The sequence below is a fragment of the Bradyrhizobium sp. LM2.9 genome (genome assembly GCF_054056555.1).
Map to the genome: position 1 here is coordinate 4,137,056 of NZ_JBSRYJ010000002.1, position 23,976 is coordinate 4,161,031.

The 23,976-nt window shown below is 64.5% G+C and carries 20 protein-coding genes and 3 pseudogenes; 9 read left to right on the forward strand and 14 right to left on the reverse strand.

Features of this window, described 5'->3' with window-relative positions; translation table 11 throughout:
• The first annotated feature begins 26 nt into the window (after positions 1 to 26).
• Complete coding sequence (locus ACVWW3_RS21605) at positions 27 to 1,613, forward strand: AMP-binding protein (RefSeq protein WP_456648721.1); 1,587 nt, start codon at positions 27 to 29, stop codon at positions 1,611 to 1,613.
• 17 nt (positions 1,614 to 1,630) lie between these two features.
• Here ACVWW3_RS21605 and ACVWW3_RS21610 read toward each other — a convergent pair whose 3' ends face one another.
• The 6 genes from ACVWW3_RS21610 to ACVWW3_RS21635 are packed head-to-tail and all read right to left on the reverse strand — an operon-like array spanning position 1,631 to position 8,595.
• On the reverse strand, positions 1,631 to 2,869 hold the full coding sequence (locus tag ACVWW3_RS21610) for an acetyl-CoA hydrolase/transferase family protein (RefSeq protein WP_247442848.1): 1,239 nt from the start codon (positions 2,867 to 2,869) through the stop codon (positions 1,631 to 1,633).
• Between the two features lie 7 nt (positions 2,870 to 2,876).
• The gene (locus tag ACVWW3_RS21615; protein ID WP_456648720.1) at positions 2,877 to 4,430 is read right to left on the reverse strand and encodes an AMP-binding protein; all 1,554 of its coding nucleotides are present in this window, start codon (positions 4,428 to 4,430) and stop codon (positions 2,877 to 2,879) included.
• A 31-nt stretch (positions 4,431 to 4,461) separates the two neighbouring features.
• Entirely contained in the window at positions 4,462 to 5,628 is a 1,167-nt protein-coding gene (locus tag ACVWW3_RS21620) for an acyl-CoA dehydrogenase family protein (RefSeq protein ID WP_456648719.1), read from the reverse strand.
• A gap of 29 nt (positions 5,629 to 5,657) precedes the next feature.
• Positions 5,658 to 6,947: a TRAP transporter large permease gene (locus ACVWW3_RS21625; RefSeq protein WP_247350811.1), complete on the reverse strand. Its 1,290-nt coding sequence runs from the start codon at positions 6,945 to 6,947 to the stop codon at positions 5,658 to 5,660.
• Between the two features lie 12 nt (positions 6,948 to 6,959).
• On the reverse strand, positions 6,960 to 7,514 hold the full coding sequence (locus tag ACVWW3_RS21630; protein WP_247350810.1) for a TRAP transporter small permease: 555 nt from the start codon (positions 7,512 to 7,514) through the stop codon (positions 6,960 to 6,962).
• Between the two features lie 52 nt (positions 7,515 to 7,566).
• Positions 7,567 to 8,595, reverse strand: coding sequence for a TRAP transporter substrate-binding protein (locus ACVWW3_RS21635; protein WP_456648718.1), 1,029 nt, complete (start codon positions 8,593 to 8,595; stop codon positions 7,567 to 7,569).
• 224 nt (positions 8,596 to 8,819) lie between these two features.
• Between ACVWW3_RS21635 and ACVWW3_RS21640 the strand changes: the two genes are divergently transcribed.
• The 4 genes and pseudogenes from ACVWW3_RS21640 (at position 8,820) to ACVWW3_RS21655 (ending at position 12,131) form a co-directional block, all read left to right on the forward strand.
• Entirely contained in the window at positions 8,820 to 10,022 is a 1,203-nt protein-coding gene (locus ACVWW3_RS21640) for a CaiB/BaiF CoA transferase family protein (protein WP_456648717.1), read from the forward strand.
• 29 nt (positions 10,023 to 10,051) lie between these two features.
• Positions 10,052 to 10,519, forward strand: a pseudogene (locus ACVWW3_RS21645) (MaoC family dehydratase); the annotation flags it as partial.
• Positions 10,519 to 11,370 (forward strand): HpcH/HpaI aldolase/citrate lyase family protein, encoded by an 852-nt coding sequence (locus ACVWW3_RS21650; protein WP_456648716.1) that lies wholly within the window; start codon positions 10,519 to 10,521, stop codon positions 11,368 to 11,370. The pseudogene ACVWW3_RS21645 and the gene ACVWW3_RS21650, both read left to right, overlap by 1 nt.
• Positions 11,371 to 11,390: 20 nt before the next feature.
• Entirely contained in the window at positions 11,391 to 12,131 is a 741-nt protein-coding gene (locus tag ACVWW3_RS21655; RefSeq protein WP_354105749.1) for an IclR family transcriptional regulator, read from the forward strand.
• A 7-nt stretch (positions 12,132 to 12,138) separates the two neighbouring features.
• On the opposite strand, the pseudogene ACVWW3_RS21660 reads toward ACVWW3_RS21655, so the two are convergent.
• The 4 genes and pseudogenes from ACVWW3_RS21660 to ACVWW3_RS21675 all read right to left on the reverse strand — a co-directional run bounded on the left by ACVWW3_RS21660 (position 12,139) and on the right by ACVWW3_RS21675 (position 14,324).
• Positions 12,139 to 12,556, reverse strand: a pseudogene (locus tag ACVWW3_RS21660) (hypothetical protein).
• A gap of 149 nt (positions 12,557 to 12,705) precedes the next feature.
• On the reverse strand, positions 12,706 to 12,909 hold the full coding sequence (locus ACVWW3_RS21665) for a hypothetical protein (protein ID WP_456672103.1): 204 nt from the start codon (positions 12,907 to 12,909) through the stop codon (positions 12,706 to 12,708).
• A complete protein-coding gene (locus tag ACVWW3_RS21670; RefSeq protein ID WP_456672104.1) occupies positions 12,890 to 13,498 on the reverse strand; it encodes a transporter substrate-binding domain-containing protein in 609 nt (202 codons plus the stop codon). Before ACVWW3_RS21670 ends, ACVWW3_RS21665 begins: the two co-directional genes overlap by 20 nt.
• A gap of 28 nt (positions 13,499 to 13,526) precedes the next feature.
• Positions 13,527 to 14,324, reverse strand: coding sequence for a fumarylacetoacetate hydrolase family protein (locus ACVWW3_RS21675; RefSeq protein WP_247442865.1), 798 nt, complete (start codon positions 14,322 to 14,324; stop codon positions 13,527 to 13,529).
• A 648-nt stretch (positions 14,325 to 14,972) separates the two neighbouring features.
• Between ACVWW3_RS21675 and ACVWW3_RS21680 the strand changes: the two genes are divergently transcribed.
• Positions 14,973 to 16,487, forward strand: a complete 1,515-nt coding sequence (locus ACVWW3_RS21680; protein ID WP_456648713.1) for a hypothetical protein — start codon at positions 14,973 to 14,975, stop codon at positions 16,485 to 16,487.
• Between the two features lie 6 nt (positions 16,488 to 16,493).
• Here ACVWW3_RS21680 and ACVWW3_RS21685 read toward each other — a convergent pair whose 3' ends face one another.
• On the reverse strand, positions 16,494 to 17,795 hold the full coding sequence (locus tag ACVWW3_RS21685; RefSeq protein ID WP_456648712.1) for an MFS transporter: 1,302 nt from the start codon (positions 17,793 to 17,795) through the stop codon (positions 16,494 to 16,496).
• A gap of 372 nt (positions 17,796 to 18,167) precedes the next feature.
• Between ACVWW3_RS21685 and ACVWW3_RS21690 the strand changes: the two genes are divergently transcribed.
• From ACVWW3_RS21690 to ACVWW3_RS21700, 3 genes and pseudogenes are all read left to right on the forward strand, one after another.
• Entirely contained in the window at positions 18,168 to 19,382 is a 1,215-nt protein-coding gene (locus ACVWW3_RS21690; RefSeq protein ID WP_456648711.1) for an ABC transporter substrate-binding protein, read from the forward strand.
• Between the two features lie 7 nt (positions 19,383 to 19,389).
• Positions 19,390 to 21,125 (forward strand): annotated as a pseudogene (locus ACVWW3_RS21695) (FAD-dependent oxidoreductase).
• Between the two features lie 19 nt (positions 21,126 to 21,144).
• The gene (locus ACVWW3_RS21700; RefSeq protein WP_247442875.1) at positions 21,145 to 21,939 is read left to right on the forward strand and encodes an IclR family transcriptional regulator; all 795 of its coding nucleotides are present in this window, start codon (positions 21,145 to 21,147) and stop codon (positions 21,937 to 21,939) included.
• Between the two features lies 1 nt (position 21,940).
• Here the strand turns inward: ACVWW3_RS21700 and ACVWW3_RS21705 are convergent, their stop codons facing one another.
• The 3 genes from ACVWW3_RS21705 to ACVWW3_RS21715 are packed head-to-tail and all read right to left on the reverse strand — an operon-like array spanning position 21,941 to position 23,898.
• The gene (locus tag ACVWW3_RS21705; RefSeq protein ID WP_456648709.1) at positions 21,941 to 22,711 is read right to left on the reverse strand and encodes an SDR family NAD(P)-dependent oxidoreductase; all 771 of its coding nucleotides are present in this window, start codon (positions 22,709 to 22,711) and stop codon (positions 21,941 to 21,943) included.
• Positions 22,712 to 22,765: 54 nt separating this feature from the next.
• A complete protein-coding gene (locus tag ACVWW3_RS21710; RefSeq protein ID WP_456672105.1) occupies positions 22,766 to 23,356 on the reverse strand; it encodes a thiamine pyrophosphate-dependent enzyme in 591 nt (196 codons plus the stop codon).
• Positions 23,356 to 23,898, reverse strand: a complete 543-nt coding sequence (locus ACVWW3_RS21715; RefSeq protein ID WP_456648708.1) for a phosphonopyruvate decarboxylase — start codon at positions 23,896 to 23,898, stop codon at positions 23,356 to 23,358. Before ACVWW3_RS21715 ends, ACVWW3_RS21710 begins: the two co-directional genes overlap by 1 nt.
• Positions 23,899 to 23,976: the final 78 nt, after the last annotated feature.

Consider the following 23,976-nt stretch of genomic DNA (forward strand, 5'->3'; position numbering starts at 1 on the left):
TGCGCGATCGGGTTAGTCCGGTTGCCATGAACGCCAATGATTTTTCGCTGCAATCCCTGATCCGGACCGAGGCCGCCGCCGATCCGGCCTTCGTATTCGACGGCACGCCAGTCTCGCGCGCGGAATTTTCAGAAAAGATCGAGCGGACTGCCGGCTGGCTCGCCGCGCAAGGCATCGGCAAGGGCGACGTCGTCGCGGTGTGGCTGGTCAACCGGATCGAATGGATCGCGCTGCTGTTCGCCGTCGCCCGCCTCGGTGCCATCATCGCCGCCGTCAATACGCGCTACCGCAGCGCCGAGGTCGCCCATCTCCTGAAGCTGTCCGGCGCCAGGCTGATGGTAGTCGAAGCCGAATTCCGCGCGATCGACTTTGCCGCCATCCTCGCCGACGTCGCCAGGGACGAAGTGCCTGCGCTACGAGAGATCGCGGTGGTCGGCGCGGATGCGATTCCCGCACACTGGCCGTGCGTGCGCTTCGATGCCTTCGCCAGATCCTATCCGTCTGCCCCGCCGGCTCAGGATGATTTCGATCTGCCGGTTCTGCTCTACACGACGTCAGGCACGACCAAAGGACCAAAACTCGTCGCGCATTCGCAGCGGACGCTGGCGAGCCACGCCGTCTCCATTGCCACGGCGCTAAAGCTCTCGCCGCAGCGCCATTCGTTGCTGGCCATGCTGCCGCTCTGCGGCACCTTTGGCATGACAAGCCTGCTCGGCTTCGTCGCAGCGGGCGCGACCGTCCATGTGCTCGACGCCTTCGAGGCGGCGCCGGCGCTGAGGATTCTCGGCGAGTGCGGGATCACGCACGCATTCGGCTCGGACGAGATGTTCCGCCGCATCCTCGCCATCGCCGATGCGCCACGGCCGTTTCCGCATCTCGAGGTCTGCGGCTTCGCCGCGTTCCAGCCCGGCTGGCGCGAGCTCGCCGCGGACGCCGAGGTCCGCGGCATGCCGCTGTTCGGCCTCTACGGCTCGAGCGAGGTGCAGGCGCTGTTCTCGATCGCCCGCGCCAGTGATGGCTTTGCTGATCGCATCGAGGGCGGCGGCTGGCCGATATCACCCGACACGAGGGTGCGCGTGCGCGACACCGAGACCGGCGAGCTCGCGGCTCAAGGTGTCTCCGGCGAGATCGAGATCAGCGCGCCGTCGCGCTTCCTCGGTTACTACAACAATCCCGAGGCGACACGCGACGCCATCACCGCGGACGGCTTCTTCCGCACCGGCGATATCGGCCGGCTGCGCGCCGACGGCTCCTTCGTCTACGAAACCCGCGCGGGCGACGCCATGCGGCTCGGCGGCTTCCTTGTCGCGCCCGGCGAGATCGAGGACGAGCTCAAATCGTGCCCCGGCGTTGCCGACGCCCAGGTCGTCGCGGTCGATCTGAAGGGACAGGCGCGCTGCGTTGCCTTCGTGATCCCAGCCCAAGAACCCCACCACGAGCCGCCGCGGCAGGAAGCGTTGATCACGCGCCTGCGCGAGCGGCTCGCCGGCTACAAGGTCCCGGCGCGGATCTATATCGTGGAGGCCTTCCCCGTCACCGACAGCGCGAACGGCATCAAGATCCAGCGCGCCCGGCTTCGGGCCATGGCGATGGATCGGATCGCTGCCGAATAGCGTCTACGGGCTTCGCTTCATCGACGAAGCTGCGCCGATAGCGCGTCGCGGTGCCCGGGCGCCGCGATCGCGATCATGCGGCGCGCACGCTCGGCAAGGCCGCAGCCGCGCAGCTCGGCAACGCCCCATTCGGTGATGATGGCATCGACATCGGCGCGGGGGGTCGTCACTGTCTCGACATGGGCGACGATCCGGCTCGTGCCATCCGAAGCCGTCGCCGGCAGCGCGATGATCGCCCTTCCCCGAGGTGAGGCATTGGCGCCGCGCACGAAATCGAGCTGCCCGCCGATCGCACCGATCGCAACGCCATTCAGCGTCTCGGAATTGACGCTGCCATCGAGCCCGACCTGGAGCGCCGAGTTGATCGCGACCAGCCGGTTGATGCGGGCCAGCACGTCCTGGCCGTGTGTGTATGACGTCGGCCGCACCGAAACAGCGTTGTTCTCGTGCACGAAGCGATAGAGCCGCTGCGTCCCGATCACCTGGTTGGTAACCGTGATCCCGGCATCGATACCCTTCTCCGCATTCGTCACCGCACCGCGTTCGATCAGATCGACGACGGCGTCGTTGATCAGGCCGGAATGGATTCCGAGATTGCGTACATGCGAGAGCGAGGAGAGAATTGCGTCCGGAATTCGACCGACGCCGAACTGCAGCGTGCTGCCATCGTCGATCAGCCCCGCCGCATGCGCCGCAATGCGCCGCGAAACATCGTCCAGCGGCGGCGACGCCAGCTCGACTGGCGCACAGCGGGCCGGGACGCGCACATGGATCGTCACGTCCTCAGGCCACTCCGCTCCGAACGTAAAAGGCGCATCCGGGTTGATCTCGGCGATGACCAGGCGCGCACCGCGCGCGGCATCGATGACATAGTCGTTGGAGAGACTGGCGCTGAGCCGCCCCTTGGACTCCGCAAGCTGCACCAGAACGACATCGGCCTTGTGGCGGCGCGCGGCGAAGTCGGCGCAGAACGCGCTGTAGTTGCTCGGAATCAGATCGAGCCGTCCGGCCTTAGCGAGCCGCCGGGCATTGCCGATCACGCCATAGCTCAGGAACGACACGTTGGGCGCGGGGCCTGCGGGAAACGTCTCCGAGAACACCGGTCCGACCATCATGCGAAACGGTGGAAGATGTTCCGCCTGTGCCATCAGCACTTCTGTCAGCGTGACCGGCTCCGCAGTCGCCTGCCCGCACACGACGAGATCACCCTCACGGACCAGGCCGGAAAAGTCGATCGGCGACGCGGGCTCGAGCATCGCCACCTCAATCCATCGGTTTGAGGCGCGCGGAGGACTCGCCGAGCAGCGTGCGCAATTCCGTCTTCACGATCTTGCCGTAGCTGTTCTTCGGTAGCTCGCCGGTGAGATAATAGTGCTTCGGCCGCTTGAAGCGCGCGATCCAGGCATTGCACATCTGGTCGAGCTCGTCCCGCGTGACCGCCCTGCCCGCGACGGGAACGACGACGGCCACCACCTCCTCGCCCCATTCCGGATGGGGACGGCCGATCACAGAGACTTCGGCGACGGCCTCATGCCGCAACAGGACCTCCTCGACCTCGCGCGGATAGATGTTGGTGCCGCCGGAGATGATGACGTCCTTGGAGCGGTCCTTCAGCGTGAGGAAGCCGTCGGTGTCGAAGGCCCCCATGTCGCCGGTATAGAGCCAGCCGTCGCGCAGTGTGTTCGCAGTCGCCTCGGGATTTTGCCAGTAGCCCGACATGACGGTATCGCCGCGCACGATGATCTCGCCGACCTCGCCCGGTGCGACGTCGCGGCCCGCCTCATTCACGGTGCGCACCTGTACGACGCCCTGCGCGACGCCAACCGACGCCAGCCGCTCGGCATGACGCGGATGCCCGGCATCGACATGCATTGACTTTGGCAGGTACGTGATGGTCATCGGCGTTTCGCCCTGACCGTAGATCTGCGCAAGCTTTGGCCCGAACACGTTGAGCGCAGCCTTGCAATCGGCGACATACATCGGGCCGCCGCCATAAATGATCGTCTTCAGCCCCGGCGCGGTCGCGCCAGCTGCTTCAGCCGCGACGGTCAGGCGCCGCACCATGGTCGGCGCGGCAAAGAAGGAGATGCGGTCGCGCTTTGCCGTCAGCTCAAGGATCTCGTCCGGCTCGAAGCGGCCACTCTCCGGAATGATCTGTGCGCCCAGGCCGAGCACGTGCGGCACCATGTAGAGGCCTGAACCGTGCGACATCGGTGCGGCGTGCAGCAGCGCTTCGCCCGGCACGACCGGATTGATCTCGGCGAGATAGTTCAGCGCCATCGCAAGCAGATTGCGGTGGCTCAACACCGCGCCCTTCGGACGCCCGGTGGTGCCGCTGGTGTAGAAGATCCAGGCGGGATCTGTGCTCACGACATCGGCGATGGCAATGCCGTCAGTCTTTTCGAGACCACGATGCTCGGCCGAGCCGATCTCGACGATGCGCGGCTTGGCCGTAACAAGCGCCGACGCCTCGAAGGCAACGCTCGCCATGTCCTCGGTCACGAAGACGACCGCCGCACCCGAGTTGTCGAGAATGAACGCGACCTCGCGCGGATGCAGCTTTGCGTTGATGGGAACGGCAACCAGCCCGGCATGCCAGCAGGCATAGAGACAGGCGACGTAATCGGGCACGTTCTTCATCAGCAGCGCAACGCGATCGCCCTTCGCCAGGCCAAAGCGCTGCTGCAGCGATGCAGCCAGCGACGCCACCGTCGCGGCGAGCCGGCCGTAATCGGCAACCGGCGTCAACCCTTTGAGCAACGCCGGCGCGGACGCATCGGCTTTGGCGGCACGCAGGAGATGGTGAGCGAGGTTCATTGGCGGCCCTGCCGAAAGTCCGCGGGAAAGCCTAGTATGACTTGGCCAGTCCAAGCACCTTTTCCGCGATAAAACTGAGCGCGAGCTGCGGGCTGACCGGCGCGATGCGCGGGATCAGAACTTCGCGCAAGTACCGCTCGACGTGGAATTCCTTGGCATAGCCGAAGCCGCCATGGGTCATCACCGCCTGCTCGCAGGCATGGTATCCGGCCTCACCCGCAATGTATTTCGCGGCATTGGCGGCACCGCCGCAGGGCATGCCCTTGTCGTATTGCCACGCCGCCGACATCACCATCAGCCACGCCGCTTCGAGCTCGACCCAGTTTATGGCCAGCGGATGCTGGATGCCCTGGTTCTTGCCGATAGGCCGGTTGAACACAACGCGGGTCTTGGCGTATTCGGTGGCGCGCGACAGCGCGACCTTGCCGAGGCCGACCGCTTCCGCCGCGATCAGGATGCGCTCGGGGTTCATGCCTTCGAGGATGTACTGGAAGCCTTTGCCTTCTTCGCCGATGCGGTCTTCCATCGGAATCTCGAAGTCCTCGAAAAACAGCTCGTTGGAATCGACGATCTTGCGGCCCATCTTCTCAATCTCGTGGACCTTGATCTTGTTGCGGTCGAAGTCCGTATAGAACAGGCTCAGCCCATGCGTCGGCGAGCGCACTTCCTCCAGCGGCGTGGTGCGCGCCAGCAGCAGGATCTTGTGCGCGACCTGCGCGGTCGAGATCCACACCTTCTGGCCATTGACGATGTAGCGGTCGTTCTTGGCGACGGCGCGGGTCTTGAGCTGCGTGGTGTTGAGGCCGGTGTTGGGCTCGGTGACGGCGAAGCACGCCTTCTCGCGGCCTTCGACCATCGGCGGCAGCATGCGCTTGCGCTGCTCCTCGGTGCCGAACACGACGACGGGATTGAGGCCGAAGACGTTGATGTGCACCGCGGATGCGCCGGACATCCCTGCGCCGGATTCCGCGATCGCGCGCATCATGATCGCGGCTTCGGTGATGCCGAGCCCGGAGCCGCCATAGGCTTCCGGCACGCAGATGCCGAGCCAGCCGGCGTCGGCCAGCGCCTTGTGGAAGTCGTGCGGAAAGCCGCCGTCATGGTCTTTCTTCAGCCAGTACGCATCGGGAAAGCCTTCGCAGATCTTTGCGATGGCGTCGCGAATGGCCTCTTGCTGATCGGTGAGCGCGAAATCCATGTTGGTCTCCTTGTGGAGGCTCGTTAGTTCTAGCGCCCCATCTGCGAGGGCAGCCAGAGGATGATAGACGGAAACGCCACCAGGATCGCAATGACAATCAGGTGCGCAATGAAATGCGGGAAGGTACCGTGGAACACCTCCGCGACCGGCCGCTTGGCATAGCGGGCGACGATGAAACAGTTGAGCCCGACCGGGGGCGTGATCATGCCGACCTCGGCGGTGACGATCTTGATGACGCCGAACCAGATCGGATCGAAGCCGAGCGTCTTGATCAGCGGCAGCACGATCGGCACGGTCAGCACCAGGATCGCGATCTGGTCCATGAAGGATCCGAGCACGATGTAGCCGCACAGGATCAGCGTGATGATGACCCAGCGCGAGGCCGGCAGCGAGCCGACCCAGGCGACAAGATCCTGGGTCACGTGGGTGAGCGTGAAGAAGTAGCCGAAGATCGACGCACCGACCAGGATCATGATGATCATGCAGGTGCCATGGCAGGCACGCAGCAGCGTCGCGTAAAGCGACGACGGCGTGATCTTGCCCTTGACGATCGCGAGCAGGAAGGCGCCGAACGCACCGAACGCGGAGGCCTCCGTCGGCGTGGCGACGCCGAGATAGATCGTGCCTGTGACAATCGAGAACAGCACCACCATTGGCGAGACCTGCCACAGCAGCGCGAATTTTTCGCGCCACGGCACCGACTTGGCGGGCGGCGCGCGCGATGGATCCTGCCAGACCAGGAAGTAGATCGTGGCCATGATGGTGATGGTGACGAGGATCGCGGGGATGATGCCGCTGACGAGCAGCTTGCCGATATTTACCTCGGCAAGGAGACCGAAGATGACGAGTGCGACGCTAGTCGGCAGCAGCATCGACAGCGTGCCTGATATCGCGACCACGCCTGCGGCCATCTTCGGCTCATAGCCCTGGCGGATCATCGCCGGCAGGCTGGTCGAGGACAGGGTTGCGGCCGAGGCCGTCGATGTGCCGCAGATCGCGCCAAAACCGGCGCCGGCCAGCGCGGTGGCCATGCCGAGCCCGCCGGGGATGCGGCCGACCCAGGCCGAGGCCGTTTTGAATAAATCGTCCGCGACACCCGACAGCAGCACGAGGTCCGCCATCAGCAGGAACATCGGGATGGTGATCAGCTCGTAGGAGGAGACGGTCGAGAGCGGCGCGGTTTGCAAAATGCCGAACAGTGTGCTCCAGCCGCCGACCATCACGAGGCCGACCGAACCGGAAAAGGCCATCGCGAAGCCGACGGGCGTGCCGAGTGCGAGCAGGCCGAACAGCAGGGCGAGAACGATGAAGGGTGTCATGATTGCCTGCCGTTACTCAAAGGATCGTGCTTCGCCAACGCCGGTCACCGGCGGCAGCGGATAGAGGTCACGGCCGCTGACGAGGCTCAGCAGATTGCCGACGAGCTGGAGCAGCAATCGCAGCACCAGCACGCCGCAGCCGAGCGGCACCAGCGCCGCCGAGATCCAGGTCGGCCAGGCAATCGCGCCAGCCAGCACGTCATGCTGCTCGTAATTTTCCACCGCACGCTCGAGGCCGACCTTGCAGATCAGGACGAAGACGAACAGGCCCACAAGCGCGGTGATGATCTCCGAGAGCCGCCGTCCCGCCGGCGAGAAGCGCGACAGCAGGATATCGACGCCGACATGGGCGTGCTCGCGCAGAGCGTCCGAGACCGTGAAGAAGAACACGCCGGCGAGCAGATAAAGCCCGATCAGATCGTAGGTGAAGGAGAACGGACGGTTCAGCGCGTAGCGCATGAACACGTCGGTTACGACAAGCAGCATGATCACGAACAGAAACACCACCGCGATCACTGTCAGCGCGCGCTCCAGCACGCCGAGCACATATCCCGCCCGCTTGATCACCTCTCGCGTCTCCTTCTTCCCTGTCGGATGACTTCGCGCCTTACTTCGCGCCTTATTTGGCGCCGCCGGCGGCGAGCAGGCCTTCGAACTCCTTCAGCGCGGCGGACGCCTGCTTGCCACGGCTGTCGAGCCCAGCCGCCCATTCCTGGCCGACGCCCTTCAGCTTGTCCTTCATCTCGGTGCGCGTCGCCTCCGGCAGCGGCTCGAAAGTGACGCCCTGGTCCTGAAGGTGCTTCTTGGTCGTCTCCGTTTCCTTGTCGACCTGGGCGCAGGCCACAGGCTCGATCGCCTCCGACGCGTCGTTCATCGCCTTCTTCACGTCGTCCGGAAGCTTGTCCCAAACCGACTGGTTGATCGAATAGGCGACGATGAAGCTGCCGAAGCTGACGCCTTCCGTTGCGTGCTTGACCAGCTTGTCGAGCCCATAGGCAACGACGCTCTCCATCGGGAACAGCAGGCCGTCCATTGTGCCGCGCGACAGCGATTCATAGGCATCGGGTGCAGCCATGCGCACCGGCACCGCGCCGAGCGCGCGCAAGGTCAGGTCTTGCGCGCCGCCGGTGGTACGCAGCTTCAGGCCGCCCATGTCCTTGGTCGTGTCGACCTTTTGCTTGGCGGTCCACACCTGGTAGGGCGGCAGCACCACCTCGAACAGCAGCTTGATCTTGTTGGGCGCATATTCCTGCTTGGCCAACACGCCTTCGCGCGCGGTCTTCCAGTAGGCGAGCGTACCCTGGCAGGCGGTTTCGAACGCGCCTGGCAATTGCGCAACTTCCGATAGCGGCATCTTGTCGGAGACATAAGACGGCCCGATGTAGCCGATGTCGACCACGCCCGACTGGGTGAGCCGCAGCATGTCCGCGGCCTTGCCGATCTGCTGGTTCGGATAATAGGTGAAGGTCACCGCGCCATTGGTGCGCTTGGTGACGTCGTCCATCCACGGCTTGAGCATCAGGCGGACGAGATAGTGCCCCGCGGGGAAGGAGTCGGCGACCTTCAGCTCCAGCGCCTGCGCCTGTCGCGTCGAGACCGGCAGCGAGAGCGCGAGCGCTGCGGCAGCCCAGGGCAAAATCTTCTTCATCTCGTTCTCCTTGACGCGTCCCATGCCGGCGGCGGCAGCATCTCGCTGCCACCACTTGGCCCCGCTCCAGTTCTTGCTTGAGATAAAAATACATATAGGTGAATTTGTATGTCAAGTATATGAATAGTGCATGGGGCTATGCGCCGAATTGAGAGGTCCTCGAATTGACACGGGATATTTATGAATTCTAACTCCACGTATATGAACGCAATGAACGAGGCCCTATGGGACCGCTCGCCGGCTTCACCATTCTCGACCTGACTTCCGTGCTGATGGGCCCTTATGGCACCCAGGTGCTGGCGGACATGGGCGCTGAAATCATCAAGGTCGAGAGCCCCGAGGGCGACATCGTTCGCCAGATCGGTCCCGGCCGCACACCCGGCATGGGCGGGATGTTTCTCAACGCCAACCGCGGCAAGCGCAGCATCGTCCTCGACCTCAAGAAGAAGGAAGGGCGCGACACGCTGCTGCGGCTGGCGAAGCGTGCCAACGCGCTGGTCTATAATGTGCGCCCGCAGGCGATGACGCGGCTCGGCCTCGACTACGAGACGCTTCGCGAGGTCAATCCGTCCCTCGTCTATGTCGGCGCGTTCGGCTACGGCCAGTCCGGCCCCTATGCCGCCAAGCCCGCCTATGACGATCTCATTCAGGGCGCGGCCACCATTCCGACACTGCTCGCCGCCGCCGGCGACGGCACGCCGCGCTACGTTCCTGTCACCATCGCCGACCGCATCGTCGGACTGATGATGGTCAATGCCATCATGGGCGGACTGATGCACCAGCAGCGCACCGGCATCGGCCAACGCATCGACGTGCCGATGTTCGAATCCATGACGGAGTTCGTGCTGGTCGATCATCTGGGCGGATTGACCTACGATCCGCCGCTCGACCACGGCGGCTATGCCCGCCTGCTCTCGCGCTATCGCAAACCCTACAAGACCAGCGACGGCTATCTCTGCGTCCTCATCTACAACGACAAGCACTGGCGCAGCTTCTTCGAGGCGATCGGGCAACCGCATTTCCTCGATCAGCCGCGTTTTGCCAACCACGCTGCGCGCACGAAGCATATTGACGAGATCTACGAGGAGATCGGCCACATCTTCGTCACGCGCACCACCGCGGAATGGCGCGAGCTGCTGGAGCGCGCCGACATTCCGGTGATGCCGATGCACACGCTGGAGACGATTCTGGACGATCCGCATCTCAATGCGATCGACTTCTTCCAGACTGTAGATCACCCCGTGGAAGGCCGCATCCGGCAGATGCGCGTGCCCTCGACCTGGAGCGTGACCCAGCCCGAGCCCGCCGGCCCCGCGCCGACACTCGGCCAGCACGGCCGCGACATCCTGGCCGAGGCCGGCTTCTCGGTGGACGAGATCGAGCAGCTTGCAGAGCAAGAAGCAGTTCACCTGGCGGCGCCGCCGTAAGCAGCGGGCGCCGGCAAAAATCGAGACACAGGGAGGAAACCACGATGGCCGGACTTTATTTCGAAGATTTTTCCGTGGGCCAGGAGTTCAGGCATCCCCTGAGCCGGACCGTCACGGAGATGGACAACACCATGTTCAGCCTGCTGACGCTCAACCCGCAGCCGCTGCACATCGACGCGCATTTTTCGGCCCAGACCGAGTTCGGCCAGCGCATTTTCAACAGCCTTTACACCCTCGGCATCATGATCGGCATGACGGTCTATGATACGACCATGGGCACCACCGTCGCCAATCTCGGCATGACCGACGTCACTTTTCCAAAGCCGGTCTTCCATGGCGACACTTTGCGGGCGACGACAAAGGTGCTTTCGTTGAGGGAATCCAAATCGCGCCCCAAGGCGGGCATCGTCGAGTTCGAGCACCACGCGCTCAACCAGAACGACGAGATCGTCGGCAAATGCCGCCGCATGGCGATGATGCACAAGAGGCCGGTCTGATGCGTTCGATGCTGTTCGTGCCGGGCGACTCCCCGCGAAAATTCGAGAAGGCCAGCGAAGGCAACGCCGACGCGTTGATCATCGATCTCGAGGACTCTGTCGTCACCGACAAGAAGCCGGAAGCGCGCGGGTTGACGCTGGCGATGCTGAAGGGCTCTCGCGGCCCCCATCAGCTCTATGTCCGTGTCAACGCGCTCGACACCGGCATGACGCTCGCTGACCTCGCCGCGGTGATGCCAGGCAAGCCCGACGGCATCGTGCTGCCGAAATCGCAAGGCGGCGACGACGTGCGCCAGGTCGCAACCTGGCTTGAAGCCTTGGAGGCTGCGGCCGGCATCGCGGTCGGCACGACGCGCATCGTCTGCGTCGCGACCGAAACCGCCGGCTCGATCTTCGGGCTGGGCAGCTACAAGGGCTGCTCCGCGCGCCTTGCCGGCTTGATATGGGGCGCGGAAGATCTCTCCGCTTCGCTCGGCGCTACTGAAAAGGCGTCAGGTGGCGTGTTCCACAGCCCTTATCGTCTGGCACGCGATCTCTGTCTGATGGCGGCGGCGGCGGCCGAAGTCGCGCCGATCGACACCGTCTATACCGACATCGACAATCTGGCAGGACTCGAGCAGGAAACGCGCGCCGCGCGGCGCGACGGTTTTTCGGCGAAGGCGCTGATCCATCCAAAGCATGTCGACGTCGTCAACGCGGCGTTCGAGCCGACCGAGTCCGAGCGTAATTGGGCAGAGAAGGTGATCGCGGCATTCGCGAACAATCCGAACTCCGGTACTCTGCGTCTCGACGGCCAGATGATCGACAAGCCGCATCTTCGCGCCGCGAAGAAAATCCTCGGCCAGCCCTAGATCAGGATGCAAGCCTCACCATGATCGTTCGCCAAGCCGCAAACGTCCTGGAGATCATGGAGTTCTTCGCGCAAACGAGGAAACCGGCGACGCTTGCCGAGATCGCCGACCATTTCGGCTGGCCGCGCTCGTCGACTTTCAACCTGCTCGCGACGCTGTCGGAGAAAGGCTATCTCTACGAACCGCGGCCGCGGGCCGGCTTCTACCCGACGCCGCGTTGGCTGGCGATGGCGCGGATGATCTCCGAGGTCGAGCCGCTGCCGCCGTGGACACACACGCTGATCGCCGACCTCTCGGCCGAGACCGGCGAGACCGCCTCCATCGTGGCGCCGGCCGGCGTGATGGCCGTGTTCATTGACGTCGTCGAGTCCCAGGCCGCGATCCGCTATTTCGCGACCATCGGCCACCGCGTGCCGATTCACGCCACCGCCAGCGGCCGCGCCCTGCTTCTGCAATATTCGCCGGAGGAGCGCGACTCCGTCTATCGCAAGATCGAATTCAAGCAGTACGGTCCGTCAACGCCGATCAGCATAGACGCGGTCGAGACCGAGCTGCGCAATTCGATCGCGCGCGGTTACTGCCAGAGCTTCGCCGACTATAGCCGCGACCTCGCGGGCGCCGCGATCCCGCTGCCGATCAGCGATCGCAGACTCTCGGTCGTCGTCGCCGGCCCGGAATTTCGCATCGGTCCGAAGGTGGCGGAGGTGGCCGCGTTGATCGCGCGGACTGTCGATCGATTGCGGCCGAAGGCGGCGGCGTAAGCTGACCTCAGTCGAATCCTTGAACCGGCGGCGTCGTGGTCTGCGCGGGCACCACAGGAGCAGCTTGAACAGGCTGCACCGCAGGCGCGGCTTGGACCGGCGGATTGCTGGCAGCTCTCATCTGGCCATTGGCATCCATCGACTCGCGTGTGCGCGGCGGACCCCCGGTCGCCGCCGCGCGGTACGCCTCGCGACGCGGCAGTTGCCGATGTCTCGCCGAGCGTGAACCTCTCACGCCCCAGGACCGGGCGATTGCAGGTCCGGCGGTATAACCGACCACCGCGCCCCGCGACGGCACCGATCGGACCCAGCACGACGGCGCCTGACACGGCTCCCAACGCCGCAGCACCAGCGCGCTCCTGCGCGGCGGCGCTTGCAGGCACGCTAGCCAGCATCACGACGGCAGTGATCAGAGCTTTGTTCATCGGAGCGTCTCCCTCACGGGAGTGACTCATACTTAAATATGGCTGCACGAGGTTTGTTCGTTGCCCAACACAGGGCAATCGCCGATGGAACTCCGGCAATTCAAAGGCCTCTGCTTCAGATTGTGGTCCCAGCGGAGGCAGATCGGCAACTACGGCGCGACCTTGTCGCTGGTAAATCCGTTGCTGTCGAGCGCGCGGCGCACCGTGCCATCCGGCTTGGCCTCATCCAGGAAATGCGCGGCCCAGGCCTTCGCCACCGCCTTGCCCTTGGGCACGACCACGACCACGCCGCTCGACTGGATCACCTCGTCCAGCAACTTCGTTCCCGGCAGCTTACGCGAGAGGTCTTCCAACGCCCCCAATACCCATCGCGAGGGCATCCAGCTCCCCCTTGCCGATTAATTCGGCCGCCTGTTCCGGCTTCACGAACTTCGTCAGCTTCGCCTGCTTCAGCGACTTCTCGACCGTCCGCGACGTCGAGGTCCCCTCGATGCAACCGACCCGCACTCCCGCACGATCAACATCCGCAACGGCGCGGATGTCCGAACCGGCGCGAATGAGATAGCCGCTCATATAGGCGACGTAAGCTGGGCCCTGATCCACGAACTGCTCGCGCTTGACGTCGGCCGGCATGAAGGAGAGATCCCAGACGTCCTTGCTGCTGGCGGCGGCGATCTCGTCGGAGCTCTGGTATTCGACCAGATGCAGAGGAACGTGCAACTTGTCGGCGGCAGCCTTGGCGAGTTCTACGGTGACGCCGCGCGGCTTTCCGTCTGCGGGATCACGCGTCGTCCAGAACGCCGACGCGGCGGGGCCGACGGCCACCGCCACGCGCAACGCTCCCGTCGGCGCGATGTCGCTCGCGCCTTCAGCATTCCCCGTTACAGCGCCGGTGACAGCGAAGGCCAACCCCAACATGACGACTACGGCATAACGCAACATATTGCACTCCCGACCCGGGCTGGATCAGTCAGGCGATCTTGATCGACATGTCCGGCAAGCCATCGAGCTTGCACAGCAGCACGTCGCCCTTCACCACGGGGCCGACATTCTCCGGCGTGCCGGAATAGATGATGTCGCCGGCCTTGAGCTCGAACGCTTCCGAGAGCTTTGCGATCTGCTCGGCGACACTCCAGATCATCTTGCTGAGATCCGAGCTCTGCTTCACCGTCCCGTTGATCGCCAGTGAAATGGCGCCCTTCTCGAAATGGCCGGTCTTGCTGGCCGGATGGATCGGGCCGATCACCGCAGCGTGGTCAAAGCTCTTGCCGATCTCCCAGGGCTTCTTCTCCGCGGCCATGCCGTTCTGAAGATCGCGCCGGGTCATGTCGAGGCCGAGCGCGTAGCCATAGACATGATCGAGCGCCTTCTCGGCCGGAATGTTGCTGCCGCCGGATTTCAGCGCAGCGACCAGCTCGACCTCGTGATGATAGTTCTTGGTCAGCGACGGATAGGGATGATCCGCGACCTCGCCGATCGCGACGTTCTGGATCGCGTCGGTCGGCTTCTGGAAGAAGAACGGCGGCTCGCGGCTCGGATCCGAACCCCGCTCGATCGCGTGCGCCGCATAGTTACGCCCGATGCAGTAGATGCGGCGGACCTGGAACACGCTGGTCTCGCCGACGATCGGGATGGTGACCATCGGCACCGGAAAGATCGGCCTTTGCCCGGCCTGCGCCGCAGCCGGCGCAACTTCCGCGATTGAAGCAGCACTTGCCACCGCGGCAATTGCGAGCAGCTCTCGTCGCGTTGCTGAGATCTCTTTCATGTTTTGTGCTCCCTTTTTATGTTCGTTGGGCGCATCATGCGCGCCGGCCCACCTGATAATCAATATTCAGTATGCCAGCAACACTGGACTGGCCACGTCCTCTAATTGATGAGAACAGGTCGCGTGCGGCGGCGGGGCCTCACCCAGCCGTCCACACCGGCGGCCAGGTGGTGCGGCGCGAGCAGTTGGTCTGGATGACCGGCGAGCAATCCGCCGCCCACTAGGAGCCCCTCTATCGCGATTACGCCATTGATACGCTGGAGCGTGCAAACCTGCGCTGGCGCATCGGTCGGGAAGCCGCGGATCGCGTCCGCTCCTGCGGCTGCGCCCGCAACTGCGGCCGCCCCCCAGCGTGCGCCGGCTCAGCTTTTTCGTCGATTTGTCGTTCGTCCCCGCCGGATTGGCAGCGGATGTCACTTCGTCCCCGTCAAGCATGGCAACCCTCGTTGGCTACAATGAACGCTGCGCACAGATCGCCATTGACCGGCTGCGGATCTGATCAATTGCGGCGAGGCCATGGGCGGGATGTTGAGAAGTAAAATTGGAAGTAAAAATTCGCCGCATAAAAGCGGTTAATGGTTCGCCCAGCTGCATCGGCTTTCGGCAGCGCGCATAAGAAGGCGTCAGGACGTGTATACAAGGCCGGCAATGGAGCGACACAGCCGCCTGCGCATCGCGCGCGTGATCGGCGCCGCATTGCTCGTCGCTGCGATAAGTCGCGCGGCAAGTGCAAGCGAGCCTGTGATCGCACCGTCGCGCATGACGGTGATCGACACGATCGACCCGCGCTTTCAATCCTACAATGTCGAGATGGTCGAGGTGACCGGCGGTCGCTTTTGGAGACCTTATGCGCAACATCAGATGCAGCGTGATGGCTACAGCGACAGACCGCCAATCGATCTTGCCAACCGGCGTCTCCGCAAGCTCGCCGCGGCCTTGGCGCCGGCCTATCTGCGCGTGAGCGGCACCTGGGCGAATGCAACCTATTTCGCGGACGGCGACGACGCGCCGGCCGCACCGCCTGCCGGCTTCAACACCGTGCTCAGCCGCGCGCAATGGCGTGGCGTTATCGACTTCGCCCGCGCGGTTGACGCGCAGATCGTCACCTCCTTTGCGATCAGTCCGGGCAGCCGCGATGCGGATGGCGCGTGGAAGACCGATCAGGCGGAGCGCCTGATCGACACGACGCGTTCGCTGGGCGGCCACATCGCGGCGGTGGAATTCATGAACGAACCAAACCTCGCCGCGACGAACGGCGCGCCGCCTGGATATGATGCGAAGGCTTATGGCCGCGACTTCAGGATTTTTCGCGAATGGATGCAACGGGCGGCGCCCGAGACGCTGATCGTCGGTCCGGGTTCAATCGGCGATGCGCCGTCGCCATCCGGGTCCGGCATCGCCACGCGCGACCTGCTCGCCGCATGCGGCCCCGGTCTCGATCGCTTCTCCTATCATCACTACAACACGCTCTCGCCGCGCTGCGACGGCCGTGACGATCCGGCGCAGGCGCTTTCGGAGCAATGGCTGGCGCGGACCGACGCGAGTCTCGCGATCTACAGCGCGCTGCGCGACATGTTCGAGCCGGGCAAACCGATCTGGCTGACGGAGACCGCGGATGCCGCCTGCGGAGGCAATCGCTGGGACAAGACTTTTCTCGACGCGTTCCGCTATCTCGACCAGCTCGGGCGGCTGGCAAGAGCTGGTGTCCAGGTCGTGATGCACAACACGCTGGCCGCCAGCGACTACGGCCTGCTCGACGAAGGGACGTTCCGTCCGCGGCCGAACTACTGGGCTGCGCTGCTCTGGCACCGGCTGATGGGAACGGTTGTGCTCGACACGAGCTCGGTCGCCGCGCCAGATCTCCATCTCTATGCGCATTGCCATCCGGCCATGCGGGGTGCGGTGTCCGTGCTCGCGATCAACGCGTCGCGGCATGCATCATCCACCCTGACGCTGTCACATCCCGCAGAGCGTTACACGTTGCATGCGAAGCGGCTGCAAGACGCGACCGTGCAGCTGAACGGCAAGTCGCTCGCGCTGAATGCCGATGACGAGCTACCCCGGCTTGAGCCGCGCGCAGCATCGGCGGGCACGATCCGGCTTGCGCCAGCGACCATCACCTTCCTGGTATTTCCAGCAGTCGCGAATCCCGCCTGCCGTTAGCCGCCCTCAGGATCTCAGCGGGCCCCGCGCGGTCTCCGGCGCCATCAGCGTTGCGATGATCGTGATGATCGAGAGCCCGATGATGTAGACCGACACCGCCCAGTACGAGCCGGCCCATGCGAGCAGTGCCGTCGCAATCAGCGGCGAGAAGCCGCCACTGAGCGCGGCCGCGACGTTGGCGCCCAGCGACGCACCACTGTAGCGCACCTGGGTGCGGAACAGCTCCGGCATGAAGGCGGCCTTCGGCCCGAACAGCAGCGCATGCGTCAGGGTCATCGTGACGACGAGCGCGAGCGTGATCAGCGCCGGCTCCCTGGTGTCGAGGAACCAGAACAACGGAAACGCCAGCGCCACCGTGAATACGCCGCCGGCGAGATACAGTGCCTTGCGGCCGAAGATGTCGGACAGCCAGCCGGCGAGCGGCAGCGTCGCGAGCTCGACGAGCGCGGCATAGACCACCGCATCCAGGATCACCTGCCGCGGTAGGCCGAGCTGCGTCTTGGCATAGACCACGGTGAAGACGGTGAGGAGATAAGCGAGCCCGACTTCAGAGACGGTGATGCCGATCGCGAGCAGGAAACTGCGCCAGTCGCGGCGCAGGACTTCCATCACCGGCTGTGCCAGCACCTCGTTGCGCTCGACCACCTCCTTGAAGTGCGGCGTCTCCGCGAGTTTCAGCCGCACGATGAAGCCGATCCCGACGAGCAGGATGCTGATCAGGAACGGCACGCGCCAGCCCCAACTGAGGAAATCGGCTTCGGGCAGTTTCGTCATCAGACCAAAAATGCCGGTGGAGGCGGCGACGCCGACGGGAAAGCCGATCTGCACCAGACTGCCATAGAAACCGCGGCGATTGCCGGCGTGCTCGGCCACCATGACCACCGCGCCGCTCCACTCGCCACCGAGCCCGATGCCCTGGATGAAGCGCAAGATGACAAGGAAGATTGGCGCCCAGACGCCGATCTGGCTGTAGGTCGGCAGGCAGCCGATCAGGAACGTGCCGAGCCCCATCGCGATCATGGTCGCGACCAGCATCTTCTTGCGGCCGAGCCGGTCGCCATAATGCCCGATGATCGCGCCGCCGATCGGCCGCGCCACGAAGCCGACTGCATAGGTTGAGAACGCCGCCAGCGTGCCGACGAAGGGATCGAAGCTCGGGAAGAACAACTTGTTGAACACGAGGGCGGCGGCCGTGCCGTAGATCAGGAAGTCGTACCACTCGATCGCGGTGCCGAGCGCGCTCGCCCACACCACATGCGCCGTCGTCGATTTCTCCGCCGCCGCGGAGACCCCCGATGCTGCCGTCATGCCATGCGCCCCAAAATTCCCGGGCGGCATCATGGCCAATCATAATGGCGGTTGCAACCTGCGGGCGTGTTGGCTTGCCCGGGGATTACGGTGCGAAATTTTGCGCGTCGCTGCTTCAACACCCGTCATTGCGAGGAGCCCTTGCGACGAAGCAATGCAGAGTGCCCCCGCGGAAGGATTCTGGATTGCTTCGCTCCGCTCGCAATGACGGGTGTGGGAGCAGTTGCGCGCTCACTTTGGCGGCGCCGTCCGCGGGACAGCGGAACCCACCCCAGGACCGCTATTCGTCATTGACAAATTGATTCGTCATTATCTAATTAACTCCAGAACAACCAGCCGCGCCAAGCGGCCCATAAAAGAGAGGGAATGACGATGAGAGGGTTTTTGGCCTGCGCCATGCTCGCGGCCATGTCTTCGGCTGCCATGACCACCGTCGCGAGCGCGCAAGTCTCCGACGACGCGGTGCGGATCGGCGTGCTCACGGATCTATCGAGCTGGGGCCGCGACAACAGCGGGCCTGGCTCGGTCGAAGCCGCGAAGATGGCGGTGGAGGAATTCGGGCCCACCGTGCTCGGCAAGCCGATCGAGATCATCAGCGCCGACCATCAGATGAAGACCGACGTCGGCGTGCAGATCGTGCGCGGCTGGTTCGACAACGGCAAGGTCGATGCCGTCGTCGACATCCCCAATTCCGGCATCGCGATCGCCGTGCACAACATGGTGCGCGAGCGCAACAAGATCGCGCTGCTCTCCGGCCCCGGCGCGAGCTCGCTGACTGACGAGCTGTGCAGCCCGAACACCGTGCACTTCACCTATGACACCTATGCGCTGTCCAAGGTGACGGCCTCCGCGGTGATCAAGGAAGGCGGAAAATCCTGGTACTTCATCACCGCGGACTACGCCTTTGGCCAACAGCTCGAGAAGGACGCCACGCGCTTCATCAACGAGATGGGCGGCAAGGTTTTGGGCGGCGTGAAGCACCCGACCAACACGGCGGACTTCTCCTCCTTCGCGCTGCAGGCGCAAAGCTCGAAGGCCGATGTGGTGGCCTTCGCCAATGCCGGCCAGGACACCGACAACGCCATCAAGCAGTCCGGCGAGTTCGGCCTGGTCCAGGGCGGCCAGAAGCTGGTCGGCCTCTTGATGTTCGACACCGACGTGCATGCGATCGGCCTCAAATCCGCGCAGGGCACCTACATGACCACGGCGTCGTATTGGAACATGGACGAGGCGACCCGCGCATGGTCGCGGAAATTCTACGAGCGCACCAAGGTGATGCCGACCATGATCCAGACCGGCGTCTACGGCTCGGTGCTGCATTATCTCAAGGCCATCAAGGCCGCCGGCACCGATGACCCCGCAAAGGCGATGGCCAAGATGCGCGAGCTGCCAATCGAGGATACATTCGTTCATGGCGGACGCTTGCGCGAGGACGGCCGCGTCATTCGCGACATGTATCTCGCCAAGGTGAAAACACCCGAGCAGTCCAAGGAGCCTTGGGATTACCTGGAGATCGTCAAGACGGTAAAGGGCGAGGACGCCTTCCGCCCGGTCTCCGAGTCCAAATGTCCGCTGCTCAAGAAGTGAGGCCCGCATGACCGGCAACGAGCGCAACGCAATTGAGACTTACGAGTGCGATGTGCTCGTGGCCGGATCTGGCGCATCCGGGATGTCGGCCGCGATCACCGCGCGCTATCGCGGCCTCGACGTCCTGATCGTCGAGAAGGAGCCACGCTTCGGCGGCACTACCGCCCGCTCCGGCGGTTGGTTGTGGATTCCCGGCACGTCGCTGGCGAAGGCTTACGGCATCGAGGAGACGCCGGAGCAGGCCCGCACCTATCTGCGGCACGAAGCCGGCAACAATTATGACGCCGCGCGCGTCGATGCATTCCTGAGCGCCGGGCCCGAGGCGGTCGGTTTCTTCACCAGCAAGACCGCGCTCCGCTTCGACATGCCGCTGGTATTCCCGGACTACCACGCCGAGGCGCCCGGAGGCACCCAGGGTGGCCGTTCGATGGTGGCGCGCCCGTTCGACGGCCGAGAGCTCGGCGACCAGATCAAGACCCTCGGCATGCCCCTGCCGGAGCTGACCGTATTCGGCATGATGCTCGGATCCGGCAAGGAGACATCGTCCATTTCATGCGCGCGACGAAGTCGCTGACCTCGGCCGTCTATGTCGCAAAGCGCCTGTCGCGCCATTTGATGGACGTGCTGCGCTACGGCCGCGGCATGACCCTGACCAACGGCAATGCGCTCGCCGGGCGCCTGGCAAAATCCGCGCAAGACCTGAAGATTCCGATGTGGCTGTCCTCGCCGGTGCGTGAGCTGACGGTCGAGAACGGCACTGTCACCGGCGCCATTGTCGCCCGCGAGGGACGCGACGTCCGCATTCGTGCAAGACAAGGCGTCGTGCTCGCCTGCGGCGGCTTTCCGCACGATGTGGAACGGCGCAAGAAGATGTTCCCACACGCGCCGACCGGCAACGAGCATTTTTCGCCGGGACCGACCGGCAACACCGGCGACGGCCTGCGCCTTGCAGAAAGCGCCGGCGGGCGTGTCGAGGACCGCCTGCCGAACGCGGCAGCCTGGGTCCCGGTCTCGGTCACCAAGCGCAAGGACGGTTCAAACGGCGTGATGCCGCATTTCATCGACCGCGCAAAACCCGGCGTAATCGCGGTGATGCGCGACGGCAAGCGCTTTGCCAACGAGGGCAATTCCTATCACGACTTCGTCCAGGCCATGGTCAAGGCGGCGAAGCCCGGCGAGGAGATCGCGGCGTACCTCGTCTGCGATCACCCGACCCTGCGCAAATACGGCCTCGGCTGCGTGCCGCCGTTCCCGATGCCAACAGGTCATCACCTCAACACCGGCTATCTCTTGCGCGGCGAGACGCTGGAGGCGCTTGCGGCAAAAGCGGGTATTGATGCCACCGCGTTCACCGAGACCGTCAAGCAGTTCAATGCGACCGCACCACTGGGTCATGACGCGGCCTTCGGCAAGGGATCAAAGGCCTATAACCGCTACCAGGGCGATGCGCTGCACGGCCCGAACCCCTGCGTCGCGCCGATCGAGAACGGCCCGTTCTACGCGATCAAGATGGTGGTCGGCGATCTCGGCACCTATGCCGGCATCGTCACTGACGAGAACGCGCGAGCGCTCGATGCGGAGGGACGGGTGATTCCCGGGCTCTATGCCGCCGGCAACGACATGGCGAGCATCATGGGCGGCAATTATCCCGGTGCCGGCATTACGCTTGGGCCGGCGCTGACCTTCGGCTACATTGCCGGCCGTCATCTCGCCGATAGCGCCGCCAAGCGCGACGCGGCGTAAGCCACACGCCAGGAGACGCATGAAGAGAGAAAGCCGCGGCATCCAGTCGATCGAGGTCGGCGGAGAATTGCTCCGCGCGCTGGCGAGATGCGGTGAGCCGATGATGCTGCGCGATCTCGCGCGCGAGGCCGGCATGACGCCGGCCAAGGCGCATCCTTATCTGGCCAGCTTCTCCCGCATCGGGCTGATCGAGCAGGACGAGACCACTGGCCGCTACGAGATCGGCGCACTGGCGCTGGAGCTCGGCCTGATCAGCCTGCGCCGCCTGTCCGGCGTACGCATCGCGCGGCCGAAGATCGCGGCGCTCGCAAGTCACATTGGGCACGCGGTCTCGCTGGCGGTCTGGGGCACGCACGGCCCGACCGTGGTGCAGCTCGAAGAGCCTGGCCAGCCCGTGCACATCGTGATGCGGGCCGGCTCGGTGATGGCGCTGCTGGAGACCGCTACAGGGCGGGCCTTTGCGGCCTTCCTGCCGGAGAAGACCATCAACGCCGCACTCGAAAGCGGCCTCGATCGCCACGGCGTCGGATATAATCCGAAGCGCGCGGTGAAAGGCGCGAAGGTCACTGAGATGCTCACAGAGGTCCGCAAGCACGGCCTCGCCCGCGCGCTCGGCGATCCCCTGCCCGGCGTCAACGCATTCTCCGCGCCCGTATTCGACCATTCCGGCCACGTCGCCCTGGTCATCACTGCAATGGGACCGGAAGGCACTTTTGATGCGCGCTGGGACAGCCCGACCGCCCATGCCTTGCGCGACTGTGCCGGCAGCATTTCGAAACGGCTGGGCCACGGGATGACGGTTGCGGCGGAGTGATCTACTTCACCGGCACCGTATAGTTCAGGATCAGCCGGCCGCCGTCTGGGTAGATGGTCTGCCCAGTGATGTAGGACGCATCGTCGCTTGCCAGGAACGCCACGACGGAAGCCACCTCGCCCGGCTCGCCGCCGCGGCCCGCCGGCGTGCGCGACAGCACGGTCTTGCGGGCATCTTCGGATGTGTAGATGGCGGACGCCACCATGTCGGTCAGAATCGTACCCGGTCCGACCGCGACGACGCGGATGTTGTGCGGGGCAAGCGCGACGGCGGCGACACTCGTCAGCTGCTTCATGCCGCCCTTGGAGATGGCGTAGGTCGCGAGCGTCGGGATCGCCAGCAGCGCGTTGACCGAAGACATGTTGATGATCACCCCGCCGCCTTGCGCGATCATCTGCTTGGCCGCCGCCTGCACCCCGAAGAACGCACCCTTCAAGTTGATGGCGATGACGTCGTCGAAATCCTGTTCGGAGATCTCCAGAATGTCCTGGTTGCGGGCAACGCCGGCGTTGTTGACCATGACGTCCAGCCGGCCGAACTCCTTCACGGCGGTGGCCACGAGCTGGTCGATGTCAGCGCGCCTGGCAACATTGCCGACGATGGTGCGCAAGGCGTCCGGCCGCCCCAGTTCGGCAGCCGTCGCGGCAAGGCCATCGGCATCGACATCCGAGATGACGACTTTGACGCCGTCGTCCAGGAATCGTTTCGCGCAAGCCTTGCCGATGCCGCGCGCCGCGCCGGTGATGGCGGCGACCTTGCCGGTTAGTTTCATGGTCCCACTCCAGAATAGCTGCTTGAGGCAAGCTGTTGCCGGGTGAGACCCGGCTTACGCAGCCGCGAAACCCAGATGAGCACGGAACCGGTTCTTGATAAAGACGGCATCGCGCGAGGGCAGCGATCGTGGCGGATTTTCGGCCAGAACCTTGATGACAAAAAGCCGCGGACCATCAGCCGGCTCGGCGATCTGCCGCGTGAGGCGCTCCACTTCCTCGAGCGTCCGCACCGTCCCGGTCGCAACAAAGCCGCAGGCCGTGGCGATGGCGGTGAGATCGACCCCGCGCCCGGTGTGGCTTGCCTGCATTCCGGTCTCGCCAAAATGCTGGTTGTCGATCACGACGATGTCGAGATTGCGCGGGCGCGCAACGCCGATGGTGGCGAGACCGCCGAGGCCCATGAGCTGCTCGCCATCGCCAGTGAGGGCCAGCACGCGCATTGCCGGCTGGGCCTGAGCGAGGCCAAGCCCGATCAGCGCGGCGCCGCCCATGGCGCCCCAGAGATAAAAATTGCCGTCGTGGTCGCCGACCGAATGAAGGTCGTAGGTCGGCGAGCCCAGGCCGGAGATGACCAGCGTGTCCTTGCGATTCTTCAGGAGTGCGGCCACGGCGGCACGGCGGTCGAGTTGAGCTTGCATTGGCATCACCACTTCTTCTTGCCGATCAGACGTTGCCCGATCAGGACTGCGACCTGCTGATCGGATTGGTAGGCGAGCGCTGCGGCCGATTCGACCGTCTCGACCAGATCCTCCGGCGTCTCCGCACGCATCACCTTCAGGCCGATCGCCTCCAGCGCGGGCTGCGTCGCCCGGCTCATCGGCACCTGCCAGGGATTGAACTCGGCCCATTCGCCGCGCATCGTCACCAGCATCAGCAGTGGAAATCGCCCGATCGCCGACAGCGACAGCATGTTGATGCAATTGCCGACCCCGCTCGACTGCATCAGCAGCACGCTGCGCTGCCCGCCGAGCCAGGCGCCCGCGGCAATGGCGATGCCCTCTTCCTCCGTCGTCAGCACGTTGGTGGTGACGTCGCGGTCGGCTGAGAACAGGCGGATGAGCTGGCTGTGGCCGGCATCGGGCACATAGGACATCTGCCGCACGTCGGCGGCTTTCAGGATGCGGTAGAGCTCGGACGGCCAGTCATCGCCGGCGCGCGTTTCGAGATTGGTCTGAGGGCTGTGCACCGCGTGTCTCCTTGAATTTCGGAAGCATGCTAGCGATGTTCTGATAGGGAGGCTCAGACCGTCTGGCACAACCAGATA

What these genes read in the sequence shown, in the direction of transcription:
- ACVWW3_RS21605 (WP_456648721.1), top strand. Translation starts at nt 27, where the DNA reads ATGAACGCCAATGATTTTTCGCTGCAATCCCTGATCCGGACCGAGGCC.
- ACVWW3_RS21610 (WP_247442848.1), bottom strand. Translation starts at nt 2,869, where the DNA reads ATGCTCGAGCCCGCGTCGCCGATCGACTTTTCCGGCCTGGTCCGTGAG.
- ACVWW3_RS21615 (WP_456648720.1), bottom strand. Translation starts at nt 4,430, where the DNA reads ATGAACCTCGCTCACCATCTCCTGCGTGCCGCCAAAGCCGATGCGTCC.
- ACVWW3_RS21620 (WP_456648719.1), bottom strand. Translation starts at nt 5,628, where the DNA reads ATGGATTTCGCGCTCACCGATCAGCAAGAGGCCATTCGCGACGCCATC.
- ACVWW3_RS21625 (WP_247350811.1), bottom strand. Translation starts at nt 6,947, where the DNA reads ATGACACCCTTCATCGTTCTCGCCCTGCTGTTCGGCCTGCTCGCACTC.
- ACVWW3_RS21635 (WP_456648718.1), bottom strand. Translation starts at nt 8,595, where the DNA reads ATGAAGAAGATTTTGCCCTGGGCTGCCGCAGCGCTCGCGCTCTCGCTG.
- ACVWW3_RS21640 (WP_456648717.1), top strand. Translation starts at nt 8,820, where the DNA reads ATGGGACCGCTCGCCGGCTTCACCATTCTCGACCTGACTTCCGTGCTG.
- ACVWW3_RS21650 (WP_456648716.1), top strand. Translation starts at nt 10,519, where the DNA reads ATGCGTTCGATGCTGTTCGTGCCGGGCGACTCCCCGCGAAAATTCGAG.
- ACVWW3_RS21655 (WP_354105749.1), top strand. Translation starts at nt 11,391, where the DNA reads ATGATCGTTCGCCAAGCCGCAAACGTCCTGGAGATCATGGAGTTCTTC.
- ACVWW3_RS21670 (WP_456672104.1), bottom strand. Translation starts at nt 13,498, where the DNA reads ATGTTGCGTTATGCCGTAGTCGTCATGTTGGGGTTGGCCTTCGCTGTC.
- ACVWW3_RS21675 (WP_247442865.1), bottom strand. Translation starts at nt 14,324, where the DNA reads ATGAAAGAGATCTCAGCAACGCGACGAGAGCTGCTCGCAATTGCCGCG.
- ACVWW3_RS21680 (WP_456648713.1), top strand. Translation starts at nt 14,973, where the DNA reads ATGGAGCGACACAGCCGCCTGCGCATCGCGCGCGTGATCGGCGCCGCA.
- ACVWW3_RS21685 (WP_456648712.1), bottom strand. Translation starts at nt 17,795, where the DNA reads ATGACGGCAGCATCGGGGGTCTCCGCGGCGGCGGAGAAATCGACGACG.
- ACVWW3_RS21690 (WP_456648711.1), top strand. Translation starts at nt 18,168, where the DNA reads ATGAGAGGGTTTTTGGCCTGCGCCATGCTCGCGGCCATGTCTTCGGCT.
- ACVWW3_RS21700 (WP_247442875.1), top strand. Translation starts at nt 21,145, where the DNA reads ATGAAGAGAGAAAGCCGCGGCATCCAGTCGATCGAGGTCGGCGGAGAA.
- ACVWW3_RS21705 (WP_456648709.1), bottom strand. Translation starts at nt 22,711, where the DNA reads ATGAAACTAACCGGCAAGGTCGCCGCCATCACCGGCGCGGCGCGCGGC.
- ACVWW3_RS21710 (WP_456672105.1), bottom strand. Translation starts at nt 23,356, where the DNA reads ATGCCAATGCAAGCTCAACTCGACCGCCGTGCCGCCGTGGCCGCACTC.